This is a genomic window from Xanthobacter autotrophicus ATCC 700552 (assembly GCF_043194565.1).
GTDB classification, from domain to species: domain Bacteria; phylum Pseudomonadota; class Alphaproteobacteria; order Rhizobiales; family Xanthobacteraceae; genus Xanthobacter; species Xanthobacter autotrophicus_F.
On the sequence record NZ_JBAFVS010000003.1, the window covers coordinates 72883 to 92722 of the forward strand.

At 69.5% G+C, this 19840-nt stretch carries 14 protein-coding genes and 1 tRNA gene; 11 read left to right on the forward strand and 4 right to left on the reverse strand.

Translation table 11 applies throughout. The features are described 5' to 3' along the window. Window positions 1–51 precede the first annotated feature (51 nt). From V5F48_RS03950 to V5F48_RS03970, 5 genes are all read left to right on the forward strand, one after another. Window positions 52–1455: a DinB/UmuC family translesion DNA polymerase gene (locus V5F48_RS03950; protein WP_394040713.1), complete on the forward strand. Its 1404-nt coding sequence runs from the start codon at window positions 52–54 to the stop codon at window positions 1453–1455. Next, window positions 1452–4793: an error-prone DNA polymerase gene (locus V5F48_RS03955; protein WP_394040295.1), complete on the forward strand. Its 3342-nt coding sequence runs from the start codon at window positions 1452–1454 to the stop codon at window positions 4791–4793. The genes V5F48_RS03950 and V5F48_RS03955 overlap by 4 nt, the downstream gene beginning before the upstream one ends. Window positions 4794–5152: 359 nt before the next feature. Beyond that, entirely contained in the window at window positions 5153–6106 is a 954-nt protein-coding gene (locus V5F48_RS03960) for a polysaccharide deacetylase family protein (RefSeq protein WP_394040297.1), read from the forward strand. Between the two features lie 183 nt (window positions 6107–6289). Further along, window positions 6290–7213, forward strand: a complete 924-nt coding sequence (gene ltnD / locus V5F48_RS03965) for an L-threonate dehydrogenase (RefSeq protein WP_394040299.1) — start codon at window positions 6290–6292, stop codon at window positions 7211–7213. Window positions 7214–7477: 264 nt separating this feature from the next. Next, a complete protein-coding gene (locus tag V5F48_RS03970) occupies window positions 7478–7747 on the forward strand; it encodes a cysteine rich repeat-containing protein (RefSeq protein ID WP_394040301.1) in 270 nt (89 codons plus the stop codon). A 22-nt stretch (window positions 7748–7769) separates the two neighbouring features. Here the strand turns inward: V5F48_RS03970 and putA are convergent, their stop codons facing one another. Then, window positions 7770–11435 (reverse strand): bifunctional proline dehydrogenase/L-glutamate gamma-semialdehyde dehydrogenase PutA, encoded by a 3666-nt coding sequence (gene putA / locus V5F48_RS03975; protein ID WP_394040303.1) that lies wholly within the window; start codon window positions 11433–11435, stop codon window positions 7770–7772. Window positions 11436–11594: 159 nt separating this feature from the next. On the opposite strand from putA, the gene V5F48_RS03980 reads away from it, so the two are divergent. Both V5F48_RS03980 and V5F48_RS03985 read left to right on the forward strand, forming a co-directional pair. Continuing rightward, entirely contained in the window at window positions 11595–12065 is a 471-nt protein-coding gene (locus V5F48_RS03980; protein ID WP_394040305.1) for an Lrp/AsnC family transcriptional regulator, read from the forward strand. 110 nt (window positions 12066–12175) lie between these two features. Further along, complete coding sequence (locus V5F48_RS03985; RefSeq protein WP_394040307.1) at window positions 12176–12973, forward strand: DUF2189 domain-containing protein; 798 nt, start codon at window positions 12176–12178, stop codon at window positions 12971–12973. Between the two features lie 136 nt (window positions 12974–13109). Here V5F48_RS03985 and V5F48_RS03990 read toward each other — a convergent pair whose 3' ends face one another. Together V5F48_RS03990 and V5F48_RS03995 are read right to left on the reverse strand one after the other, a co-directional pair. Then, window positions 13110–14444 (reverse strand): NUDIX hydrolase, encoded by a 1335-nt coding sequence (locus V5F48_RS03990; RefSeq protein WP_394040309.1) that lies wholly within the window; start codon window positions 14442–14444, stop codon window positions 13110–13112. A 237-nt stretch (window positions 14445–14681) separates the two neighbouring features. Continuing rightward, entirely contained in the window at window positions 14682–15437 is a 756-nt protein-coding gene (locus V5F48_RS03995; protein WP_394040311.1) for an SIMPL domain-containing protein, read from the reverse strand. A gap of 227 nt (window positions 15438–15664) precedes the next feature. Here V5F48_RS03995 and V5F48_RS04000 point away from each other — a divergent pair. From V5F48_RS04000 to V5F48_RS04010, 3 genes are all read left to right on the forward strand, one after another. Beyond that, window positions 15665–15740: transfer RNA gene (locus V5F48_RS04000), tRNA-Ile, on the forward strand. A 175-nt stretch (window positions 15741–15915) separates the two neighbouring features. Beyond that, window positions 15916–17121, forward strand: coding sequence for a tyrosine-type recombinase/integrase (locus V5F48_RS04005; RefSeq protein ID WP_394040313.1), 1206 nt, complete (start codon window positions 15916–15918; stop codon window positions 17119–17121). A 265-nt stretch (window positions 17122–17386) separates the two neighbouring features. Next, window positions 17387–18412 (forward strand): hypothetical protein, encoded by a 1026-nt coding sequence (locus tag V5F48_RS04010; RefSeq protein ID WP_394040315.1) that lies wholly within the window; start codon window positions 17387–17389, stop codon window positions 18410–18412. A gap of 11 nt (window positions 18413–18423) precedes the next feature. Here the strand turns inward: V5F48_RS04010 and V5F48_RS04015 are convergent, their stop codons facing one another. Continuing rightward, window positions 18424–18669: a helix-turn-helix domain-containing protein gene (locus tag V5F48_RS04015; RefSeq protein WP_394040317.1), complete on the reverse strand. Its 246-nt coding sequence runs from the start codon at window positions 18667–18669 to the stop codon at window positions 18424–18426. Between the two features lie 157 nt (window positions 18670–18826). Between V5F48_RS04015 and V5F48_RS04020 the strand changes: the two genes are divergently transcribed. Next, window positions 18827–19828, forward strand: coding sequence for a helix-turn-helix transcriptional regulator (locus V5F48_RS04020; protein WP_394040319.1), 1002 nt, complete (start codon window positions 18827–18829; stop codon window positions 19826–19828). The last annotated feature ends 12 nt before the right edge of the window (window positions 19829–19840 follow it).

Consider the following 19840-nt stretch of genomic DNA (forward strand, 5'->3'; position numbering starts at 1 on the left):
GCGCCGCTGGCGGTGGTGCACACCCTCGCCAACGCCCGCCGCCTCCACGCGGTGGACGCGGCGGCGGCGCGCCTCGGCCTCCATCCGGGGCTGACATTGGCGGATGCGCAGGCCCGCGTGCCACAGCTTCGGGCGGTGGACGCGGACCTCGCGGCGGATGACGCGCTGCTCGCCGCCATCGCAGGCTGGTGCGAGCGCTGGACCCCCTTCGTGGCCCTTGCGCCGCCGTATGGCATCGTGCTCGACATCACCGGCTGCGCCCACCTTTTTGCCGGCGAGAAGGCCATGCTCGCCGCCATGGTGGCGCGCCTCACCGCCCAGGGCTTCGCGGTCCGGGGCGCGGTGGCCGGCACCGCCCGCGCGGCCCTGGCGCTGGCCCGCTGGCGCCCCGGCCTCGTGGTCGCGCCGGGGGCGGAGGGCGAGGCCGTGGCCGCCCTGCCGGTGGCGGCGCTGGGGCTCGATCCGGAGGCCGAGCGCAGCCTCGCCTATCTGGGCCTTGCCACCATCGGCGCCCTTTCGGGCAAGCCCCGGGCCGCGCTGGCCGCCCGCTTCGGCAGCCAGATCGTCAGCCGGCTGGAGGAGATCACCGGCGCCGCCGACGCCCCCATCTCCCCCCTCAATCCCCTGCCCGTCTACGTGGCGGAGCGGCGCTTCGCCGAGCCCATGGGGGACGAGGACACCGCCCGCGCCGTCCTCGCCGACCTCGCCCGCGACCTTGCCGCCGTGCTGGAGCGGCATGGGGAAGGCGGGCGGCGCTTTGCGGCGGCCTTTTTCCGCAGCGACGGCGCCGTGCGGCGGGTGGAGGCCGGCACCGCCGCCCCCCTGCGCGATGCCGCCCGCCTTGCCGGCCTGTTCCGCGAGCGGCTCGCGGCGCTGGCCGATCCGCTGGATCCCGGCTTCGGCTATGACGTGATCCGCCTGTCGGTCACCGCCTGCGAACCGCTGAAGGCCACCCAGGCCGCCTTCGGCGCGGCCCCGGCGGAGGCGGCCTTGTCCGAACTGGTGGATGTGCTGTCCGCCCGCCTCGGCGCGCGCCGGGTGATGTGCCTTCAGCCCCAGAACAGCCATGTGCCCGAGCGGGCGGCGCAAAGCGGGCCGGCGCAGAAATTCTGGGCCGTGGCCGGCCTTGCCGCCTGGCCCGCGCCGGCAGCGGAGGGCGCGCCTTTGCCCCGCCCGCCGGCCCTGTTCCCCCGCCCCGAGCCGGTGGAGACCCTGGCTGAGGTGCCCGACGGCCCGCCGTTGCGCTTCCGCTGGCGGCGCGTGCTGCACGAGGTGGTGCGCGCCGAGGGGCCGGAGCGCATCGCCGCCGAATGGTGGACCGGGGCGGAGGCGCTCACCCGCGATTATTTCCGCGTGGAGGACAGGCAAGGCCGCCGCTTCTGGCTCTATCGCGCCGGCACCTACGGGCGGGAGACCGCCGAGCCGCGCTGGTTCCTGCACGGGCTGTTCCCATGAAAGCCCTCGCGCCAGTCGTGGCCCCGGCCTATGCGGAGCTGGCCGCCGCCTCCCATTTCTCCTTCCTGCGCGGGGCGAGCGCGCCGGCGCGGCTGGTGGAGGTGGCGGTCCGCCTCGGCCTCAGCGGCCTCGGCATCGCCGACCGCAACACGCTCGCCGGCGTGGTGCGGGCCTATAGCGCGCTGGAAGAGCTGCGCCGCCTCGATGACGATGACAGCGCCGGAGATGAAGACGAGGCGGAAACCCGCGCCGCCAAGAGCCGCCTCGCAACGCGGGCCCGCGCCTTCCGCCTCGCCACGGGCGCGCGCCTCGTCTTCTGCGACGACACGCCGGACATCCTCGCCTATCCGGCGGACCGCGCCGGCTGGGGGCGGCTGTGCCGGCTGCTCACCACCGGCAACCGCCGGGCGAAGAAGGGCGAATGCCACCTCGCCCGCGACGACCTTCTCTCCGATCCCGGCGGCCTGCTGCTGGTGGTCATGCCCGGGCCGGGGGTGGATGGACTGGCGGAGCGCCTTGCCCCCACACTCGCCCGCCTCAAGGAGGCCGCCCCCGGCGCGGTATGGCTTGGCGCCGACATGCCGTTTTCCGGCGACGACCGGCGCCGCCTCGCCGCACTGAAGGGGCTGGCCGGGACCCATGGGGTGCCGCTGCTCGCGATCAACGACGTGCTGTGCGCCACGCCGCGGGAGCGCGACCTGCAGGACACCCTCACCTGCATCCGCGAGGGCACCACCATTTCCGAGGCCGGCCGCCGATTGCAGGCCAATGCCGAGCGGCACCTGAAGCCCGCCGCCGAAATGGCGCGCCTGTTCAAGGACGCGCCCGAGGCCATCGCGGAGAGCGGCCACCTGCTCGCCCGCATGGACTTCAGCGTGGGCGAGCTGAAATACGAATATCCACAGGAGCCGGTGCCCCCCGGCTGGACCCCGCAGGGCTGGCTGGAAGAGCTGACCTGGCGCTGCGCGCGGGTTCGGTATCCCGATGGCATCACGCCCAAGGTGGAACAGCTTTTGGCGGACGAGCTGGCCCTCATCGGCCAGCTTGAATACGCGCCCTATTTCCTCACCATCCACGACATCGTCCGCTTCGCCGAGAGCCGGGGCATCCTGTGCCAGGGGCGCGGGTCGGCGGCCAATTCCGCGGTGTGCTACGTGCTCGGCATCACCGCCGTGGACCCGGCCGACAACGACCTGCTGTTCGCCCGCTTCATCTCCACCGAGCGGCGCGAGCCCCCCGACATCGACGTGGATTTCGAGCACGAGCGGCGCGAGGAGGTGATCCAGCACATCTACGAGAAATACGGCCGCCACCGCGCCGGCATCGTCGCCACCGTCATCCATTATCGCCCGCGCAGCGCCATCCGCGACGTGGGCAAGGCGCTGGGCCTCACCGAGGACATCACCGCCCGCCTCGCCTCCACCCAGTGGGGCAGTTGGGGTCGCGACATCGCCGCCAGCCAGATCCGCGAGGCCGGGCTCGACCCGGAAAATCCGCTCATCCGCCGGGCGGTGGAGCTGGCCGGCCGCCTCATGGGGGCGCCGCGCCACCTGTCCCAGCATGTGGGCGGCTTCGTGCTGGCGCGCGGGCGCCTCGACGAGACCGTGCCCATCGGCAACGCCGCCATGGCGGACCGCACCTTCATCGAATGGGACAAGGACGACATCGACGTGCTCGGCCTGATGAAGGTGGATGTGCTGGCGCTGGGCATGCTCACCTGCATCCGCAAGGCCCTCGACCTCATGCGCGACCACGAGGGCATCGACTTCGGCCTTGCCGACGTGCCGGGCGAGCAGAAGGATGTCTACGCCATGCTCGCGCGCGGGGATTCCATCGGCGTGTTCCAGGTGGAGAGCCGGGCCCAGATCAACATGCTGCCGCGCCTGCGGCCGCAAAAGTTCTACGACCTCGTCATCCAGGTGGCCATCGTGCGGCCCGGCCCGATCCAGGGCGACATGGTCCATCCCTACCTGCGCCGCCGCAACGGGCAGGAGAAGGTGGACTACCCCTCCCCCGCGCCGCAGCACGGGCCGTCGGACGAATTGCGCCAGGTGCTGGAGAAGACCCTGGGCGTGCCTTTGTTCCAGGAGCAGGCCATGAAGCTTGCCATGGTGGCGGCCCGCTTCTCGGATGCGGAGGCCAACCGCCTGCGCCGGGCCATGGCCACCTTCCGCAATCTCGGCACCATCCACGAATTCGAGGCGCTGATGGTGGAGCGCATGGTGGCGCGCGGCTATGAGCGCGATTTCGCCCAGCGCTGCTTCGAGCAGATCAAGGGCTTCGGCAGCTACGGCTTTCCCGAAAGCCATGCCGCCTCCTTCGCCAAGCTGGTCTACATCTCGTCCTTCATCAAGTGCCGGCACCCGGCGGTGTTCGCCTGCGCCCTGCTCAACGCCCAGCCCATGGGCTTCTACGCCCCCGCCCAGATCGTACGCGACGCCCGCGAGCATGCCGTGGAGGTGCGCGCCGTCGATATCAACCACAGCCACCACGACAACACGCTGGAGCGCCGCGCCGACGGGGCGCTGGCCCTGCGCCTCGGCTTCCGGCAGGTGGACGGCTTCCATGAGGAGTGGGGCAAGCGCCTCGTCGCCGCACGGGGGGCAGGTTTTTCCAGCGTCGAAGTGCTGGCCCGCCGCGCCCGCCTGCCCACCCGCGCGGTGAAGCTGCTGGCGGATGCGGACGGGTTCCGCTCCCTCGGGCTCGACCGGCGCGCGGCCCTGTGGCACGCCCGCCGCCTGCCCGACGACGACGCCCTGCCCTTGTTCGCCGCCGCGGACGCCCGCGAGCTGGGGGAAGAGGAAGAGGTCCTCCTGCCGGACATGGCCCGCGCCGAGCACATCGTCGCCGATTACCAGACCGTGCGGCTCTCCCTGAAGGGACACCCCATGGGCGAGCTGCGCGATCATTTCCGGGCCGGGCGCGTCCTCTCCTGCGCCGAGACGGCGGCGCTGAAGGACGGCGCCTTCGCCCGCACCGCCGGGGTGGTGCTGGTGCGCCAGCGGCCGGGCAACGGCAAGGCCATCTTCATCACCCTGGAGGACGAAACCGGCATCACCAACATCGTGCTGTGGGCGCGCACCCTGGAGCGCTTCCGCCGCGCCGTGATGGGATCGCGCCTGCTGCTGGTGGAAGGGCGGGTGCAGAAGAGCCCGGAGGGGGTGGTGCACCTGATGGCCGAGCGCCTCTTCGACCGCACCGCCGACCTTGCCCTGCTCTCCCGCGTGCGCGAGCCGCAGATGGAGCCGTCCCGGGCCGACGCATTCGCCCACCCCCAGCCTCCGCGCCAGCATCCGCGGGACGTGCGGGTGCTGCCGAAATCGCGGGATTTTCATTGAGGGGGCGAGGATTGAGGGGGCGGGATGGACGGGGACAGCTTTGGAACAAGGCCGTGCGGCGCTCCTTCTCCCCTGCGGGAGAGGGGGCGAGGGGCCGCGCATGGGCCTCGGCTTGGAGGCAGCGGCGACGGAACCAGGCACCATCACCGGTATCCCGCCCCGTCGGCGGTCGGAATAAAGTGCCGTTTCGGCGGAAAAGGACGCCCCCGACGGCTGCACTTCACGATTTATCCACAAAAACGCGTGAGGCTGTAGCCTGATGGAATTACAGCTGGGAAGCCGCCACCGTGAAGCCGCTCCTGATCGTTTCTGGTATTCTAGTCGCGAGCGCCGTTGGCGCAGGCGTGGCGATCTCCCCCATGCTCACGTCCGCCTCGGCCGTGAGGGACGATGGACCTGCCACCACGCAGTCCATCTCCCAAAATGCCCCCGGCGGGCAGGGAAAGGGCGCGCCAGGCAAGGGCGCGCCGGGCAACGCCGCGCAGGCTGAGGCCGTGGCGCCGGCGCCCGCACCGGCTCCCCCGCCGGTCGTGACCCCGCGCAAGAACTACACCTACAAGTCGTTCAACGTGGATGGCAATTACATTGCCATGACGTTCGACGACGGCCCCAGCCCGGAGACGACGCCGCAATTGCTTACCATGCTCAAGGAACGCGGCATCAAGGCCACCTTCTTCGTGCTTGGCAACATGGTGGCCAAGCACCCGGAAGTGCTCAAGATGATCGCCGACGAAGGCCACGAGATCGGCAGCCATTCCTGGAGCCATCCGCAGCTGACACGCATCAGCCAGGCGGCGGTGGACAAGGAACTGGGCAATACGTCCGAGGCCATCTTCCAGGTCACCGGCAAGCGGCCCATGTATCTGCGCCCGCCCTACGGCTCCATGAAGCCGGCCCTGCGCACCTATATCGAGGACAAGTTCGGCCTCACCATCGTCAACTGGTCGGTGGACCCGAACGACTGGAAATTCCGCGACAGCCAGAAGGTCCATGACGCCATCATGGCGCAGGCGGCACCGGGGGCCATCGTGCTGTCGCACGACATCTATCCCACCACGGTGGCGGCCATGCCGCGCATCCTCGATGAGCTGATCGCCAAGGGCTACAAGTTCGGCACCCTGTCCGACCTCGTCGCCATGGACAAGTCGCCGAAGGTGCAGCTCGTCGCCGCCCTGCCCAACGGCAAGCCGCAGCAGGCCCAGCAGAAGCCCCAGAAGCCGAAGCCGGCGACGGCTTCCGCCAAGCCGGATGCCAAGCCCGCCAAGCCGGCGGCCAGCGCCGCCCCGCCGCAGCGCGCCGGCGGCGTCTACTGAGGCAGCCTCCCCCTTTTCAGGACCCGAGCCCGTTCCCCCCGGAACGGGCTCTTTTCATTTGTGCGTGTGGCCAGGCACCGGCCAGGTTGAAACGATTTGATCGCTCCCGCCGGTGCTCCTACAAAGGCAAAAAGCAAGTTGCGCCGACGGTCGACGCCGGTGTCGCAGACAGGGAGCAGGCCCATGACCAGCACCGCAGAAACGCCAACGACCACCGGGCGCGCCGGCGTCGTGGGGCTCGGCTCCATGGGATTCGGCATGGCGCAATCCCTGTTGCGGGCGGGGATCGATGTGACCGGTTGCGACGTGGGCCAGGAGGCTGTCGCCCGCTTCGTGGCCCAGGGCGGGCGCGGCGCCGCATCTCCGGCCAAAGTGGCCGAGGGCGCCGACATGGTGGTGAGCGTGGTGGTGAATGCCGCGCAGACCGAGGCCATCCTGTTCGGCCCCGAGGGCGTCGCCCAGAGCCTGCCGGAAAGCGCGGTCTTCATCTCCTGCGCCACCATGGACCCGGACGTGGCCCGCGCCCTTGCCGCGCGGCTCGAAGCCACGGGGCGGCATTATCTCGACGCCCCCATCTCGGGCGGCGCCCAGCGCGCGGCGGAAGGCGCGCTCACCATCCTCGCCTCCGGCAGCCCGGCCGCTTTTGCCAAGGCGCGGCCGGCGCTCGATGCCATGGCGGCGAAGCTTTACACCCTCGGCGATGCGCCGGGGGCGGGCGCAGCCTTCAAGATGATCAACCAGCTGCTCGCCGGCGTGCACATCGCGGCGGCCTGCGAGGCCATGGCGTTCGCCGCGCGGCAGGGGCTCGACCTGAAGAAGGTGTATGAGGTGATCACCGCATCCGCCGGCAACAGCTGGATGTTCGAGAACCGCATGCCCCACGTGCTCTCCGGCGACTACAGCCCCAGGAGCGCGGTGGACATCTTCGTGAAGGACCTCGGCATCGTCCAGGACATGGCCCGCAGTGCCAAGTTCCCGGTGCCGGTCTCCGCCGCCGCGCTGCAGATGTTCATCGCCGCGTCCGCCTCCGGCATGGGACGCGACGACGACGCCTCGGTGGCGCGGCTCTATGCCCAGATCACCGGAACGAAGCTGCCGGGCGCCTGACGGAGAGCGCTCGACCGGCCGGCGCTCCCGGCCCGCTCCCGCTTTCCTCTTGCGCCCGTTACATTTTGTCATCCATCGTCACGCGCCCGGCATGCTGCCGCAATCCGGGACCGTCAGACTCGCACCGTTCCGCTGTCGTCCGGAGCGGCCCCCTTCGGGCAAATCGGATACCGTTCGCGTGACGGACAGGCGATAGACAAGGCCATACGGCCATTCCCGAGGTCCCCATGGGCGCGGGGAATGCGCCCGATCAGGAGAACCATCATGTCCCGTGCCGCTCTTGCCACGATGCTTGCCGTACCGCTGGTGGCGTTCGGTCTCTCCCTGGGCCTCGCCTCGGGCGCCCGGGCACAGACCGCCGAGCAGCTCACCGCCCTGCGCACCGCCTGCGAGGCCGACGTGAAGAAGCTGTGCGCGGGCATCCAGCCGGGTGGCGGACGCCTTGTCCAATGCCTCAAGGAGCACAAGGACGAGGTGACGCCGCCCTGCCAGGCGAGCCTCGGCGCGCTGGCCGCCAGCCTGCGCAAGCAATAGCCGCGTTCGGGCGGTTGCGGGCTCAGGCCACGGCCAGAAGGCTCGCATTGCCGCCCGCCGCCGCCGTGTTCACGCTCAGCGAGACTTCTTCCAGCAGCAGGTGCACCGGATAGGCGCAGGGCGAGGCCGCAACCTCGTCCGGCGTCGCCCCATGGAGCGGCACGATCGGCCCCGGCAGCGCCGCGAGGCGCTGCGCCACGGCCACGAGCCTTGCCCCCTCCCCTTCCGCCAGTGCCGCCGCGAACGGGCCGTCCTCCCCATCCCTGCAGATGCGCGCCGCCGCCGCCGGCGGCAGATCCCCGAGCTGGTGCAAGAGCCCCGCCTCGGCCTCGATCACCGCCCGGTTGCCGGTGGCCAGCGCCGCGCCGATCTGGCGCATCAGCCCCCTCTGCGTTGTCGGGAGCAGCAGCAGCGTGCCGCGCGGGCGCAGCCGCCAGCTGTTGCGCTCGCCCACCGGGCCGGGCAGGTCCAGGATGAGGCCAAGCGGCACGGCTTTCGCCAGCGACCGCACCGCCGCCCCATCGTCCGCAAGCCCGCGCCGCTCCAGCCAGTCGGCGAAGGCCAGAGCCGCGCCGTCCGGCGTGCCCCCGCCCAGCGCGAAGGCCGGCCCCGTCACCAGCCGGCTGAGATAAAGCGGCCCGCCCGCCTTCGGCCCGGTGCCGGACAGGCCGCGCCCGCCGAACGGCTGCCCCCCCACCACCGCGCCGATCATGGTGCGGTTCACATAGAGGTTGCCGGCCTCCACGCTCCCCGTCACCACGGCGATGGTTTCGTCCAGCCGCGTGTGCAGGCCGAAGGTGAGGCCGTAGCCGGTGGCGTTGATGGCATCGACCAGGCGGGCAAGATCCGCCCGCCGCCAGCGCAGCACATGCAGCACCGGGCCGAACACTTCTGCCGTGAGGTCGGCCATGGATGAAATCTCGATCAGCGTCGGCGCCACGAAGGTGCCGTTCGCCGCCTCCGCCGGCAAAGGCAGGCGATGGACGCGAAAGCCCCGCGCCGCCATGGCGGCCACATGGGCCTCGATGCCCGCCTGCGCCTCGGGCGTGATGACCGGTCCCACATCCACGGACAGGCGGTCGGTGCGGCCGATCTCCAGCTCCGCCATGGCGCCCTTCAGCATGGCGAGCATGGGGGCCGCCACCTCCTCCTGCAGGCACAGCACGCGCAGGGCCGAGCAGCGCTGGCCGGCGCTGTCGAAGGCCGAGGCGAGCACGTCCGCTACCACCTGCTCCGGCAAAGCGGAACTGTCCACGATCATGGCGTTCTGGCCGCCGGTCTCGGCGATGAGCGGCACCGGCTTGCCCTGCGCTGAAAGGCGTTGGGCGAGCCCCCAGGCAATCCGGCGCGCCACGTCCGTGGAGCCGGTGAACAGGACGCCCGCCACCTCCGGAGCCTCCACCAGCGCGGCGCCCACCGTCCCGTCGCCGGGCAGCAGTTGGAGCACGTCCTGCGGGATGCCGGCGGCATGCAGCAGGCGCACCGCCTCGGCGGCGATGAGCGGTGTTTCTTCCGCCGGCTTGGCCAGCACGGGATTGCCGGCCGCCAGCGCCGCCGCCACCTGCCCGGTGAAGATGGCGAGGGGGAAGTTCCACGGGCTGATGCAGGCCACCGGCCCCAGCGGGCGATGGTCGCGGGTGAGGCGGGCCGTGGCCTCGTCTGCGTAATAGCGCAGGAAGTCCACCGCCTCGCGCACCTCCGCCACCGCATTGGCGGCGGACTTGCCGGCCTCGCGCATGATGAGGCCGAGAAGATGCGGCATCTGCGCTTCCAGCATGTCGGCGGCCACGCGCAGCACTGCGGCCCGCTCGGACGGCAAGCGTGCCGCCCAGCCGGGCACCGCGCCGGCAGCCACGGCCACCGCCCGCGCCACATCCTCCGCGCCGGCTTCGCGCACCTCGCCGACGCGATCGCCATGGTCGCCCGGATTGAGGATCGCCCGCGCCGGCCCGCCGCCGCCCGCCGGCCCCGCCCGCCATGGGGTCGCGCGGCCCGCGGCGAGGGTCTGGCCGAGGGTCGCCAGCGTTCCGTCGCTCGCAAGGTCGAGACCCCACGCATTGGCCCGCGTTCCATACAGATCGCGCGGGGCGGCGATGGCCGGGCTGGGAGCGCCGGAGTCCGGCATGGCCGCCACGACCTCGGCCGGATCGGCGATCAGCTCGGCCAGCGGCACGCTGTCATCGGCGAGGCGGTGGACGAAGGAGGAATTGGCGCCGTTCTCCAGCAGCCGCCGCACCAGATAGGCGAGCAGCGTCTCGTGGGTGCCCACCGGCGCATAGATGCGGCACGGCCGGCCGAGCGGCCCCACCACCTCCTCGTACAAAGCTTCGCCCATGCCGTGGAGGCACTGGAACTCGTAGTCGCCCGCGCGGAAATCCGGCCCCGCCAGCTCGTAGATGGCGGCCAGAGTCTGGGCATTGTGGGTGGCGAACTGGGGGAAGACCGCATCGCGCGCGGCGAGCAGCTTGCGGGCGCAGGCGATGAAGCACAGGTCGGTGTGCACCTTGCGTGTGAAGACGGGGAAATCCGCCACCCCGTCCACCTGCGCGCGCTTGATCTCCGCATCCCAATAGGCGCCCTTCACCAGCCGCACCATGATGCGCCGGCCGGTGCGGCGGGCGAGATCGATGAGGACATCGAGCACCGCCGGGCAGCGCTTGCCATAGGCCTGCACCACGAAGCCGATGCCGTTCCACCCCGCAAGGCCGGGATGGGCGGCAAGCGCTTCCAGCAGGTCGAGGGAGAGTTCGAGGCGGTCCTGCTCCTCCGCGTCGATGTTGAGGCCGATGTCGTGGCGCCGCGCCTGCAACGCGAGGGAAATGAGGCGCGGCAAAAGCTCCGCCATCACCCGCCCGGCCTTGGCGCGGGCATAGCGCGGATGCAGCGCGGAGAGCTTCACCGAGATGCCCGGCCCGGCATGGATGCCCCGCCCCGCCGAGGCCTCCCCGATGGCTTCGATAGCCGCGCCATAGGCCGCGAAATAGCGCTCCGCGTCTTCCGCCGTCATGGCCGCCTCGCCCAGCATGTCGAAGGAATAGGAGAAGCCCTGCGCCTCCCGCTTGCCCGCGCGGTGGAGCGCCTCGCCGATGGTGCGGCCCATGACGAACTCGGCGCCCATCAGGGCGATGGCCATATCCACCGCACGGCGGATCACCGGTTCGCCGCAGCGCCCCACGAGGCGTGTGAGCGCGCTTGAGAGCCGCCCGTCGTCGGCGGTGGCGGTGAGCCTGCCGGTGAGCATGAGGCCCCAGGTGGCGGCGTTCACGAACAGCGAGCGCCCGCCGCCCAGATGGGCCTGCCAGTCGCCGTGGCCGATCTTGTCGCGGATGAGCGCGTCGCGGGTGGCGGTATCGGGAATGCGCAGCAGCGCCTCGGCAAGGCACATGAGGGCGACGCCCTCCTGGCTGGAGAGGGCGTATTCGCGCACCAGCGCCGCCACCGCCGAGCCGCGCGGCTTCGCCCGCAGCCTTGTGACGAGGTCCCCCGCCCGCGCAGCGATGCGGGCGCGCGTCTGCGGCGGTAGCCGGGCGGCGGGCAGGAGCTCGGCGATCGCCTCGCGTTCAGGCCGGCGGTGGGCGGCGGCCAGCGCATCGCGCAGGGCCGGGCGCGGGCCGGCCGGCGGCGCGAAGGCGGCGAACAGCGGAACGGTTTCAGGAGCGGCGCAGGACGCGGCGGCGGCACGGATCATGATGCGTTTCCTCGTCCCCCGGCCGGCGGATCACCTCCGCACGGGATGGTTTCGACGACTTTTTACATCCTAATCCAGAACCGGAAGACGTTCCGGCTTTTCATATGCCGGTTTGCCTATCATACTGACTTTATAAGACCGCTCATTGAGACCATTTTTATGGATAATGACGTATCTGACAGTCATATTGATGCCTTCGATAGCCGGATCATCGCCGCCCTTGTGGAGGACGGGCGCATGTCCGTTACCGAGCTTGCGGCGCGGGTGGGCCTGTCGCGCAGCCCGTGCCAGGCGCGGCTGAAGCGGCTGATGGACGAGGGCTATATCCGCGGCTTCCGCGCGGTGCTCGATCCGGTGAAGCTCAGGCTTGAGCACATCGCCTTCACCGAGGTGAAGCTCTCCGAGACCACGGAGCGGGCGCTGTCCGCCTTCAACGCGGCGGTGCTCAAGATCAGGGAGGTGGAGGCCTGCCACATGATCGCGGGATCGTTCGACTATCTCCTGAAGGTGCGCACCCGCGACATCCGCCGCTACCGCGAGGTGCTGGGGGAGAAGATCTCCGCTTTGCCCCACGTGGCGAGCACCTCCACCTATGTGGTCATGGAGCCGGTGAAGGACGAGGGAGCGTGATCGCCCGCCGCCCGCCCTTGACCCTTCGTTGCCCTTTACAACCGGCCGCAGCGACCTCACTCTCTCAGCAAAACATAAGGGGCTCAACGTGGCCTCCAGGGAGTTGAGACATGGCCACTGTTCTTGATCCGCCTGCGCAGGCCGGTCCGACCGCGCCCGTGGTGCGCGCCGTCACTTTTGCCGACGTGAAGGAGGCCCTGCTCGCCGGGGTCCAGGATTTCAATCGCGCCCCCGTCATCGGCGCCCTTCTGGGGGCGGTCTATGCCTTCGGCGGCATCTTCCTGCTGTCGTGCGTGTTCGCGCTGGATCTGGGCTATCTCGCCTACCCGCTGCTGGCGGGCTCGGTGCTCATCGGCCCCTTCATCGCCGCCGGTCTCTATGACGTGAGCCGGGAGATCGAGGCCGGGCGCCAGCCGACCCTCCGGGGGGTGATGTCCACCGTCTTCGCCCAGCGCCAGCGAGAACTGGCATGGATGGCGTTCGTCACCATCTTCGCCTTCATCATCTGGATGTATCAGGTGCGCCTGCTGCTGGCCCTGTTCCTCGGCTACTCCTCGTTCGGCACCTTCAACGAATTCCTGCACGTGGTGTTCACCACCGCGGACGGCCTGACCTTCCTGGCGGTGGGGCATGTGGTGGGCGCGGCGCTGGCGCTGGGCCTGTTCTCCATCACCGTGGTGTCGTTTCCGCTGCTGATGGATCGCGATATCGACGTGGTCACGGCCATGATCACCAGCGTACAGGCGGTGCTGGCAAGCCCCGGGCCCATGATCGCATGGGGCCTGATCGTGGTGGCGCTGCTCGCTATCGGCTCGGTGCCGGTCTTCCTCGGGCTCATCGTGGTCCTGCCGGTGCTCGGCCACGCCACCTGGCACATCTACCGCAAGGCGATTGCCCCCGCCGGCTAGAGCGTTTTCCGTTCGCATTGGCTCACGGTAATCGCTCTAGAGTATTGTTTTGACGCATTTTCTTCACGCGAACCGGTATCCACTTCGCTCGAAAACGCTCTAGAGCGATTTCCACCGGCTCATTCGTCCCGACACTTCAGGACCGAGGCTTCTCCGGCGCGCCGGGCGCCTTTGCCTTGCGCTTGGCTGTCGGCACACCCCTTGGCATCACCTTGGCTGCCTCACCCGCGAGGGCCTTCGTCTGCACCTTGGCCGGTGCGGCTTTGCGCGCCGCCGTCCCCTTCTTCACCGCCGGAACCTTCTTCGGCGATGCCACACTCTTCGGCGACGGCGGCTGCTGCGCCGGCAACCCTCCGACCTTTGCGACTGCCGCCGCCTTTTTGGCGACGGTCACCTTGCGGATCGGCCGGCCGTGGGCCTTCGCCGGCGCAGCCGGGGCCACGTCCCGGTCGGCCTCCGCGGCAGGCGGCGCTGCATCGGGTGCCGCGGGGCGTAAGGCACCCTGACGGGAAGCCTTCCCGCCCTTGCCCTTCGCAGCCTTCCTGGCAACGATGGCCGGCTGCGAGGCTTGAGCGGCGGCGGGCATGACGGACCCATCCGCCACAAGCGCGCCCATGGCCGTCCGGGCCTTCGCCTTGGCCACCTTCTCCGACTTGGCCTTCACCCCTTTTGCCGGAGGGAGCTTCTCCGCCTTGATCTTGTCCGGCCTGGACTTCCCAAGCTTGACCTTGCCGGCGGATTGGAGATCCGCCGGCGCGGCTTTTTCCGCATCGACGACGAACGACGCCACCTGTTCCGATTTGGACTTTTCCAGCTTGGACTTCGCCGGCTTGGACTTGATGGCCTTCGACTTGGTGGGCGCCTTGGCGGGCACCTCGGCAGGCGCGCTAGCCTGTCGCTCCTCAACCGGCATTTCACCGCCGGGCACAGCGCTCGCCGGCTTTTCCTTCGGGGCCTTGGCCTTTGTCTTCTGCTCGGCTTCGAGGCGCTCGGCCTCCCACCTGCGGGCCATGATCTGGCCGAAGCTCCGGATCAGTTCGGAGAGGTCCTCTTCCTGAACCGCCGCGGCGGCGCTGTCGATGGAGAACCAGAAACCGTAACGCTGGAAGCGCTCGGGCCATTTCTCCAGCAGCCGCTTTACCTTGAGCGGAAACACCAGCACGTCGCACAGGACCGAGCGCGTGCCGAGCCGCTTCTCGTAGGTGTACATGCCGAGGGGCTCGCGCGAGATGACCCCCACCAGCCCGGCTTCCTCATAGGCTTCACGCGCGGCCGCCTTGGGCGGGGACAGGCCCTTCATGGGCCAGCCCTTGGGGATGACCCAGCGCCGGGTCTCGCGGGAGGTGATGAGGCGGATCTGCACTTCGCCGTCGCGCCGCACACGATACGGCAGCGCCGCATACTGCACCCGCCGGCCCGACGGCCCGCCGGTGGTGACCGGAAGCGCTGGCCATCCCGACGGAGGCGACATGGACGATCCTGCGGCAGACCCGAAGGCAGATCAAGGGAAACGCGGGCAAAACGCGCGGCCAATCCCGTCGCACACGCGCCCGAATCGGTCACCTAACCTGATCTATCACAGCGCCGGACGCGGGCAAGCTCCGCGCCTTTCCCGAGGCGGGCGAGGGCGTCCAAGACGCGTCCCAACCGGAGCCCCCGGGACCCCCGCCGCAGCCGGCGGGCTGACCGATGGCCCTACCTGATGGCCCTACATGGGTTCGATTTCGTAGACCATGACGGTACGGGCCCGCACCTCGATCTCGCCCGCCTCCACCGGCACCGCCATGCGGCCGGCATCGGCCTTCATCATCATGGGCGCCGCCGGCATGGGAAAGCCGCCCTGGGTCTCGGGCTGGATCGAGGTGATGCGGGTGAGCCGGACGCCGGCGGCGGCGGCCAGCGCCTTCGCCTGCTCCATGGCGTCCTTCACCGCGGCGGCGCGCGCCGCGCGGTCAAGCTGCCCCGGCTCGGCAAGGGCGAAAGCGAGGCCCGAGGCCTGGTTCGCACCCGACTGCACCACCTTGTCGAGCAGGGTCCCAAGCTTGGCGAGGTCGCGCACGGTGATCCGCACCGAGTTGCGCACCTCGAAGCCGATCAGCTTGGGCGCCTCGCGGGAATTCTGCGGAGGGAGGGAATATTGGGGCTGAATGGAGAAATTCGACGTGGCGATGTCGCGCGGTTCGACATCGGCGGCCTTGAGCGCGGCGATCACATCGCTCACCGCCTTGGAATTGGCGGCGAGGGCATCGTCGGCGGTCTTGGCCGTGGTCATGGTGCCGGTGGTCAGCACCGCCATATCGGGCGGCGCGGAAACCCGGGCCTCGCCCACCACGGTGAGCGTCGCCGCCGCTGCGGCAGGTCCACCCGCGAGCAGAAGGGCCGCCATCGCCGCGACAACGGCGCCTGCGGCGGCGCGGCGCGGGGCGCGGAGGACGGACGCCGGACCGGACGAAGCAAGACGCATGGGAGTTCCCTCGGGCTGTTTCCAGGCGAGCAGTTGCCTGAACCTTCGGCGGGAGACGACGCCGCGAAGGCGGCGCCAATGGGGCAGGCCTGTCTGCGCCGCGCTGCCGTCCACGCGTTTTTCCGCCTGCCCCGGCACCGCCGCATGCGCTCTCCTGTTGTTCGCCGACGACGGGATTGCTAGACGAGAGGCGCAACCGGCGGCGGCCCCATGTCGCCCCCTGCCGGGGGCCTGTAGCTCAATGGTTAGAGCTGACCGCTCATAACGGTCTGGTTGCAGGTTCGAGTCCTGCCGGGCCCACCAAATTCCCCTCCACCGAGGTTCGCGTCGGTTCGCAAAGGTTCGGGAAGATCAGACGATATCAGGCAGTTGGAGCCATCAAGCCGTCGCCTGAGTTCGCTCGGGTTCGTTGGCATCCGGGAAATTTGATGGTACCAATGATGGCATCAGAAAAGCTCAACGCGGCGATGTACCATCAATGCCTCTCACCGACACCGCCGTGAGGAACGCGAAGGGCAAGGAAAAGCCCTACAAGCTCAGCGACGGCGGCTGGCTGTTCCTGCTGGTGAACCCGGATGGCAAACGATACTGGCGGGCCTCCTACCGCTTTGCCGGCAAGCAAAAGACCTTGGCTCTTGGCCCTTATCCAGCCGTCTCGCTCGCGGATGCCCGGAAACAGCGCGACACGCTCAAGGAGCATCTGGCACAGGGCATAGATCCCAGCGAGGCGAAGAAGGCCGACAAGCGCGCAGCGGCGCTGAACTCCAGCCGTACCTTTGAAGCCATCGGGCGGGAGTGGTTCGCACTCAAGCTCCCCGGCTGGGTTCCGTCCTATTCCGAGCGCCTGATGAGCCGCCTGGAAGCCGATGTGTTCCCCACGCTCGGCTCCCGGCCTATTGCCGATATCGAGCCGCCTGAGGTGCTGGAGGTTATTCGCAAGGTGGAGACCCGTGGCGCCATCGAGTTAGCGAAGCGCGAGATGCAGGTAATCGGCCAGATCTTCCGCTTTGCCATCGCGACAGGCCGGGCCAAACGGGACCCCACGCAGGACCTGCGCGGCGCCTTGAAATCGCCGGGCAGGCAGAAGCACCACCGCGCCCTGCCCCGTGAGGATCTGCCGGACTTCCTCAAGGCCCTGGACGCCTACGACGGCGAGCCCATGACAAAGCTCGCCCTGAAGCTGATGGTCCTCACTTTCGTGCGCACCACCGAGCTGCGCGCCGCGCGCTGGTCCGAATTCGAAGGGCTGGACGGCCCCGAGCCGCTGTGGCGCATCCCGCCCGAACGCATGAAAATGAGGTTCGAGCACCTCGTGCCGCTTTCGCCGCAGGCCGTCGCCGTGCTGCAGGAACTTCGCCCCCTCGCTGGCCGCAGCCCTCAGCTTTTCCCCTCCCCCAGCAAAGAGGGCTTCATGTCGAACAACACCATGCTCTTCGCCATGTACCGCATGGGCTACCACGGCCGCGCGACGGTCCACGGCTTCCGAGGGGTAGCGTCCACCTGGCTCAATGAGGCTGGCTACCATCCGGACTGGATCGAACGGCAGCTCGCGCATGACGAACGCAACGAAGTGCGCGGCGCCTACAACAGCGCGCAATACCTCGTCGGCCGGCGGCAGATGATGTGCGATTGGGCCAACTATCTCGATGGCCTGAGGCGCGGCGGCTCCAATACAGGGGCTTAGAAAGTGGGGCTCAAGCGCCGTCGGAACGGGTGAGCCGGCTCACGCCGCCTGATCCCTGACCACGGTGAGATGCAGGCCCAGGGCGCCTATCACCTTCATGATGGTCGCCATCTCAGGATGGCACTCGGCGCTCAGGGCCCGATATCCGCCCAACTCCCCTTCGGCCGAAACTGACGCAGGATCGGTGTATGTGAATTCCCAAGATGCGCGAGAATCGCCGGGTGCTGCCGGGCGAGGTACCCCGCGAGCCATTTCACGGTGCTGAATGAGTTGGTTTTTCAGACTGACAGGGTTCGAAGAGGCCGGATACCACGAGACGAGGGACCGGCTGGCCGTCGGCGACGGCCGCCTGCACTCCCACGTCAATGGCCGTGCCTTTGGCATCGGCACGCTGGAGCTGGTGTCCCTCGGCGAACTGCGCCAGCGTGTGGAAGCCCTGAGCGAGACGCCACGTCTGCAGGTCGGGTTCGTGCAGGCGGACGCCCGGCGGCTTCATCGCCAACGCGAGAATGCGGGAGCCCTTTTCCAGGTGGCCTCCCAGTTCAACCTCCTGGAAATGGTGGGCTACGACGTCACCCCCGAACACGGCGTCGCCGGCTATGAGCATGACCCGACCCAGGGGCCGGCCTGCGCCATCGCGGCCGGCGCCGCGACGATCTTCCGGAACTATTTCGCCCCTGTCGGCGGCGGCATCGGGCAGACCCGCGACAGGCAGCTCGACGGGCTGGCTGACCTCGGCGCGCGGTTGGCCGAACTGACCGGCCGCCCCGTTGGCGACCTCTGGGAGATGCGGAACGGCTATGCTCTCTGCACGAAGGAGGGCCTTGCCGCCATCGAGGAGGCGGTCGCGGCGCTTGATGATGCCGGTGTGGATCAGCTTCGCGGGCTGCTGCGGATCGGGGTGCATGGCGACGTGGAAGTGACGGACGACCCGGAAGAGCCCGGCCAGATCGTCACGCAGGCGTTCTGCTCAGCCCTGCCGGTCAGCTACCAGCGGAGCGTGCCCACGGCGCTCTGGTCCGCGCTCGCCCGACTGGTGCTGGAGGCCGCCTACGAGGCGACGCTGCTGGCCGCGATGGAGAACCTCGGGCGCGGCGGATCGCCGAAGGTGTACCTGACCCGGCTCGGGGGCGGCGCCTTCGGTAACGACGACCGATGGATCGACGAGGCCATCCTGCGCGCGCTGGAGATGGCGAGGAACTGGCCGCTGGACGTGCGCATCGTCGTGCGGGACGTGGGCGCGGCCGAGAGCCTGCGGTCCGGGCTGCGGGAGCGGGGACTCGCTTCATAGCGGCGCCGGCGTCACTCGGCCGGAATCGCGCGCACCTCTTCGAGCACGCCCAAGGGATCGAAGCCGATGGCATCGGCCAGGGCCAGGAACTCGATCACGTCGATGCGCCGCTCGTTGCGCTCGATGTCGGCGATGTAGGATTGGGGCCGGCCGAGCTTCTCTGCTACCGCCGCCTGGGACAGGGCGGCCGCCTTGCGGGCCTCGGTCACCAATTGGCGCAGTCGGGCATAGCGGGGCTGGCGGAGGTCACGCGGCACATCGGGCTTCCGATTGAGACAGCGGACGACCAACTAATCGGCTTTTCAGATAATCTAGATTTCAGATAAAATGCCGCATTGCGCGCCTAGCGCCTCGTCTCCAAGTTGCAGTGCCGCAGCGTAAAAAGCATGCGGGAAGGAGCGCCGAATTCGTCCCATGGGCACCAACGGCAGTCATGCGACATCGGAGGACGGGCGCTTCAGCAAGGTCATCGCGGCCATGAAGCTGGCGCGGGATCTCGCCGGAACCTCCACCGGCTGGACCCTCGACGACATCCAGCGCGAATACGAGGTGTCCCGCCGCACGGCTGAGCGCATGCGCGACCTGGTGGAGGAGGCCTTCGGTGAGCTGGAGCGCATCCGGGATGGGCGGCAAATGCGGTTCCGGCTGCCCATGTCCAAGGGCACGAATTTCATCACCGCGCCCACGGCGGAGGAACTGGCGGAACTGACCAACCTTGCCGAGGCGATGAAGGCGCGGGACCCGGCCCGGGCCGATCTGCTCCACAGCCTGCGGCGGAAGATCGAGGCGGCCCTGCGCCGCTCCGACCAGCTCCGCCTCGGCCCCGACATCGAGGCGCATCTGAGCACGGAGGTGTGGGCGCATGTGCCCGGCCCTGCGAAACTCTGCCGCCCAGAGGTGCTGAAGACCATCCGCCACGCCATTCTGGCCGAGCGGGCACTGGAGATCTGCTATCGCAAGGTCGGGGAGGAGACAGCGCGCGCCCATCGCCTCATCCCCTACGGGCTCATCCTCGGGATGCGTCATTATCTCGTGGCGGGCTTTCCCGAGCGCCCGGAACCGCACCTCCTGCGCCTCGACCGCATCGACGAAGGCATGGAGCTGGACGAGCCCGGCCACAGGCCAAAGGGGTTCGACCTTCGAGCTCATGCGTGGCGCTCCTTCGGCTTCTACCAGGAGGAGCCGGAGCGCATCGAGCTGGTGTTCGACCCGGCAGCAGCCGCCGATGCGCGCAGCACGGCATTCCATCCCACCCAGGAGCTCCAGGAACTGGAGGGTGGGCGTGTGCTGGTGACGTTCGAGGCCGGCGGCCTCGTGGAGCTGGCGCGCTTCCTCGACCCCTGGCGGGGCAAGGTGGAGGCGGTGCGGCCGGAGCGACTGCGCACGTTGCTGTTACAAACTGAGCGAGCAATGTGAATAGGGGGTGTG

What these genes read in the sequence shown, in the direction of transcription:
- V5F48_RS03970 (WP_394040301.1), top strand. Translation starts at nt 7,478, where the DNA reads ATGTCCCGTGCCGCTCTTGCCACGATGCTTGCCGTACCGCTGGTGGCG.
- ltnD (WP_394040299.1), top strand. Translation starts at nt 6,290, where the DNA reads ATGACCAGCACCGCAGAAACGCCAACGACCACCGGGCGCGCCGGCGTC.
- V5F48_RS03955 (WP_394040295.1), top strand. Translation starts at nt 1,452, where the DNA reads ATGAAAGCCCTCGCGCCAGTCGTGGCCCCGGCCTATGCGGAGCTGGCC.
- V5F48_RS03960 (WP_394040297.1), top strand. Translation starts at nt 5,153, where the DNA reads ATGCTCACGTCCGCCTCGGCCGTGAGGGACGATGGACCTGCCACCACG.
- V5F48_RS03980 (WP_394040305.1), top strand. Translation starts at nt 11,595, where the DNA reads ATGGATAATGACGTATCTGACAGTCATATTGATGCCTTCGATAGCCGG.
- putA (WP_394040303.1), bottom strand. Translation starts at nt 11,435, where the DNA reads ATGATCCGTGCCGCCGCCGCGTCCTGCGCCGCTCCTGAAACCGTTCCG.
- V5F48_RS03985 (WP_394040307.1), top strand. Translation starts at nt 12,176, where the DNA reads ATGGCCACTGTTCTTGATCCGCCTGCGCAGGCCGGTCCGACCGCGCCC.
- V5F48_RS03990 (WP_394040309.1), bottom strand. Translation starts at nt 14,444, where the DNA reads ATGTCGCCTCCGTCGGGATGGCCAGCGCTTCCGGTCACCACCGGCGGG.
- V5F48_RS04010 (WP_394040315.1), top strand. Translation starts at nt 17,387, where the DNA reads ATGAGTTGGTTTTTCAGACTGACAGGGTTCGAAGAGGCCGGATACCAC.
- V5F48_RS04020 (WP_394040319.1), top strand. Translation starts at nt 18,827, where the DNA reads ATGGGCACCAACGGCAGTCATGCGACATCGGAGGACGGGCGCTTCAGC.
- V5F48_RS04005 (WP_394040313.1), top strand. Translation starts at nt 15,916, where the DNA reads ATGCCTCTCACCGACACCGCCGTGAGGAACGCGAAGGGCAAGGAAAAG.
- V5F48_RS03995 (WP_394040311.1), bottom strand. Translation starts at nt 15,437, where the DNA reads ATGCGTCTTGCTTCGTCCGGTCCGGCGTCCGTCCTCCGCGCCCCGCGC.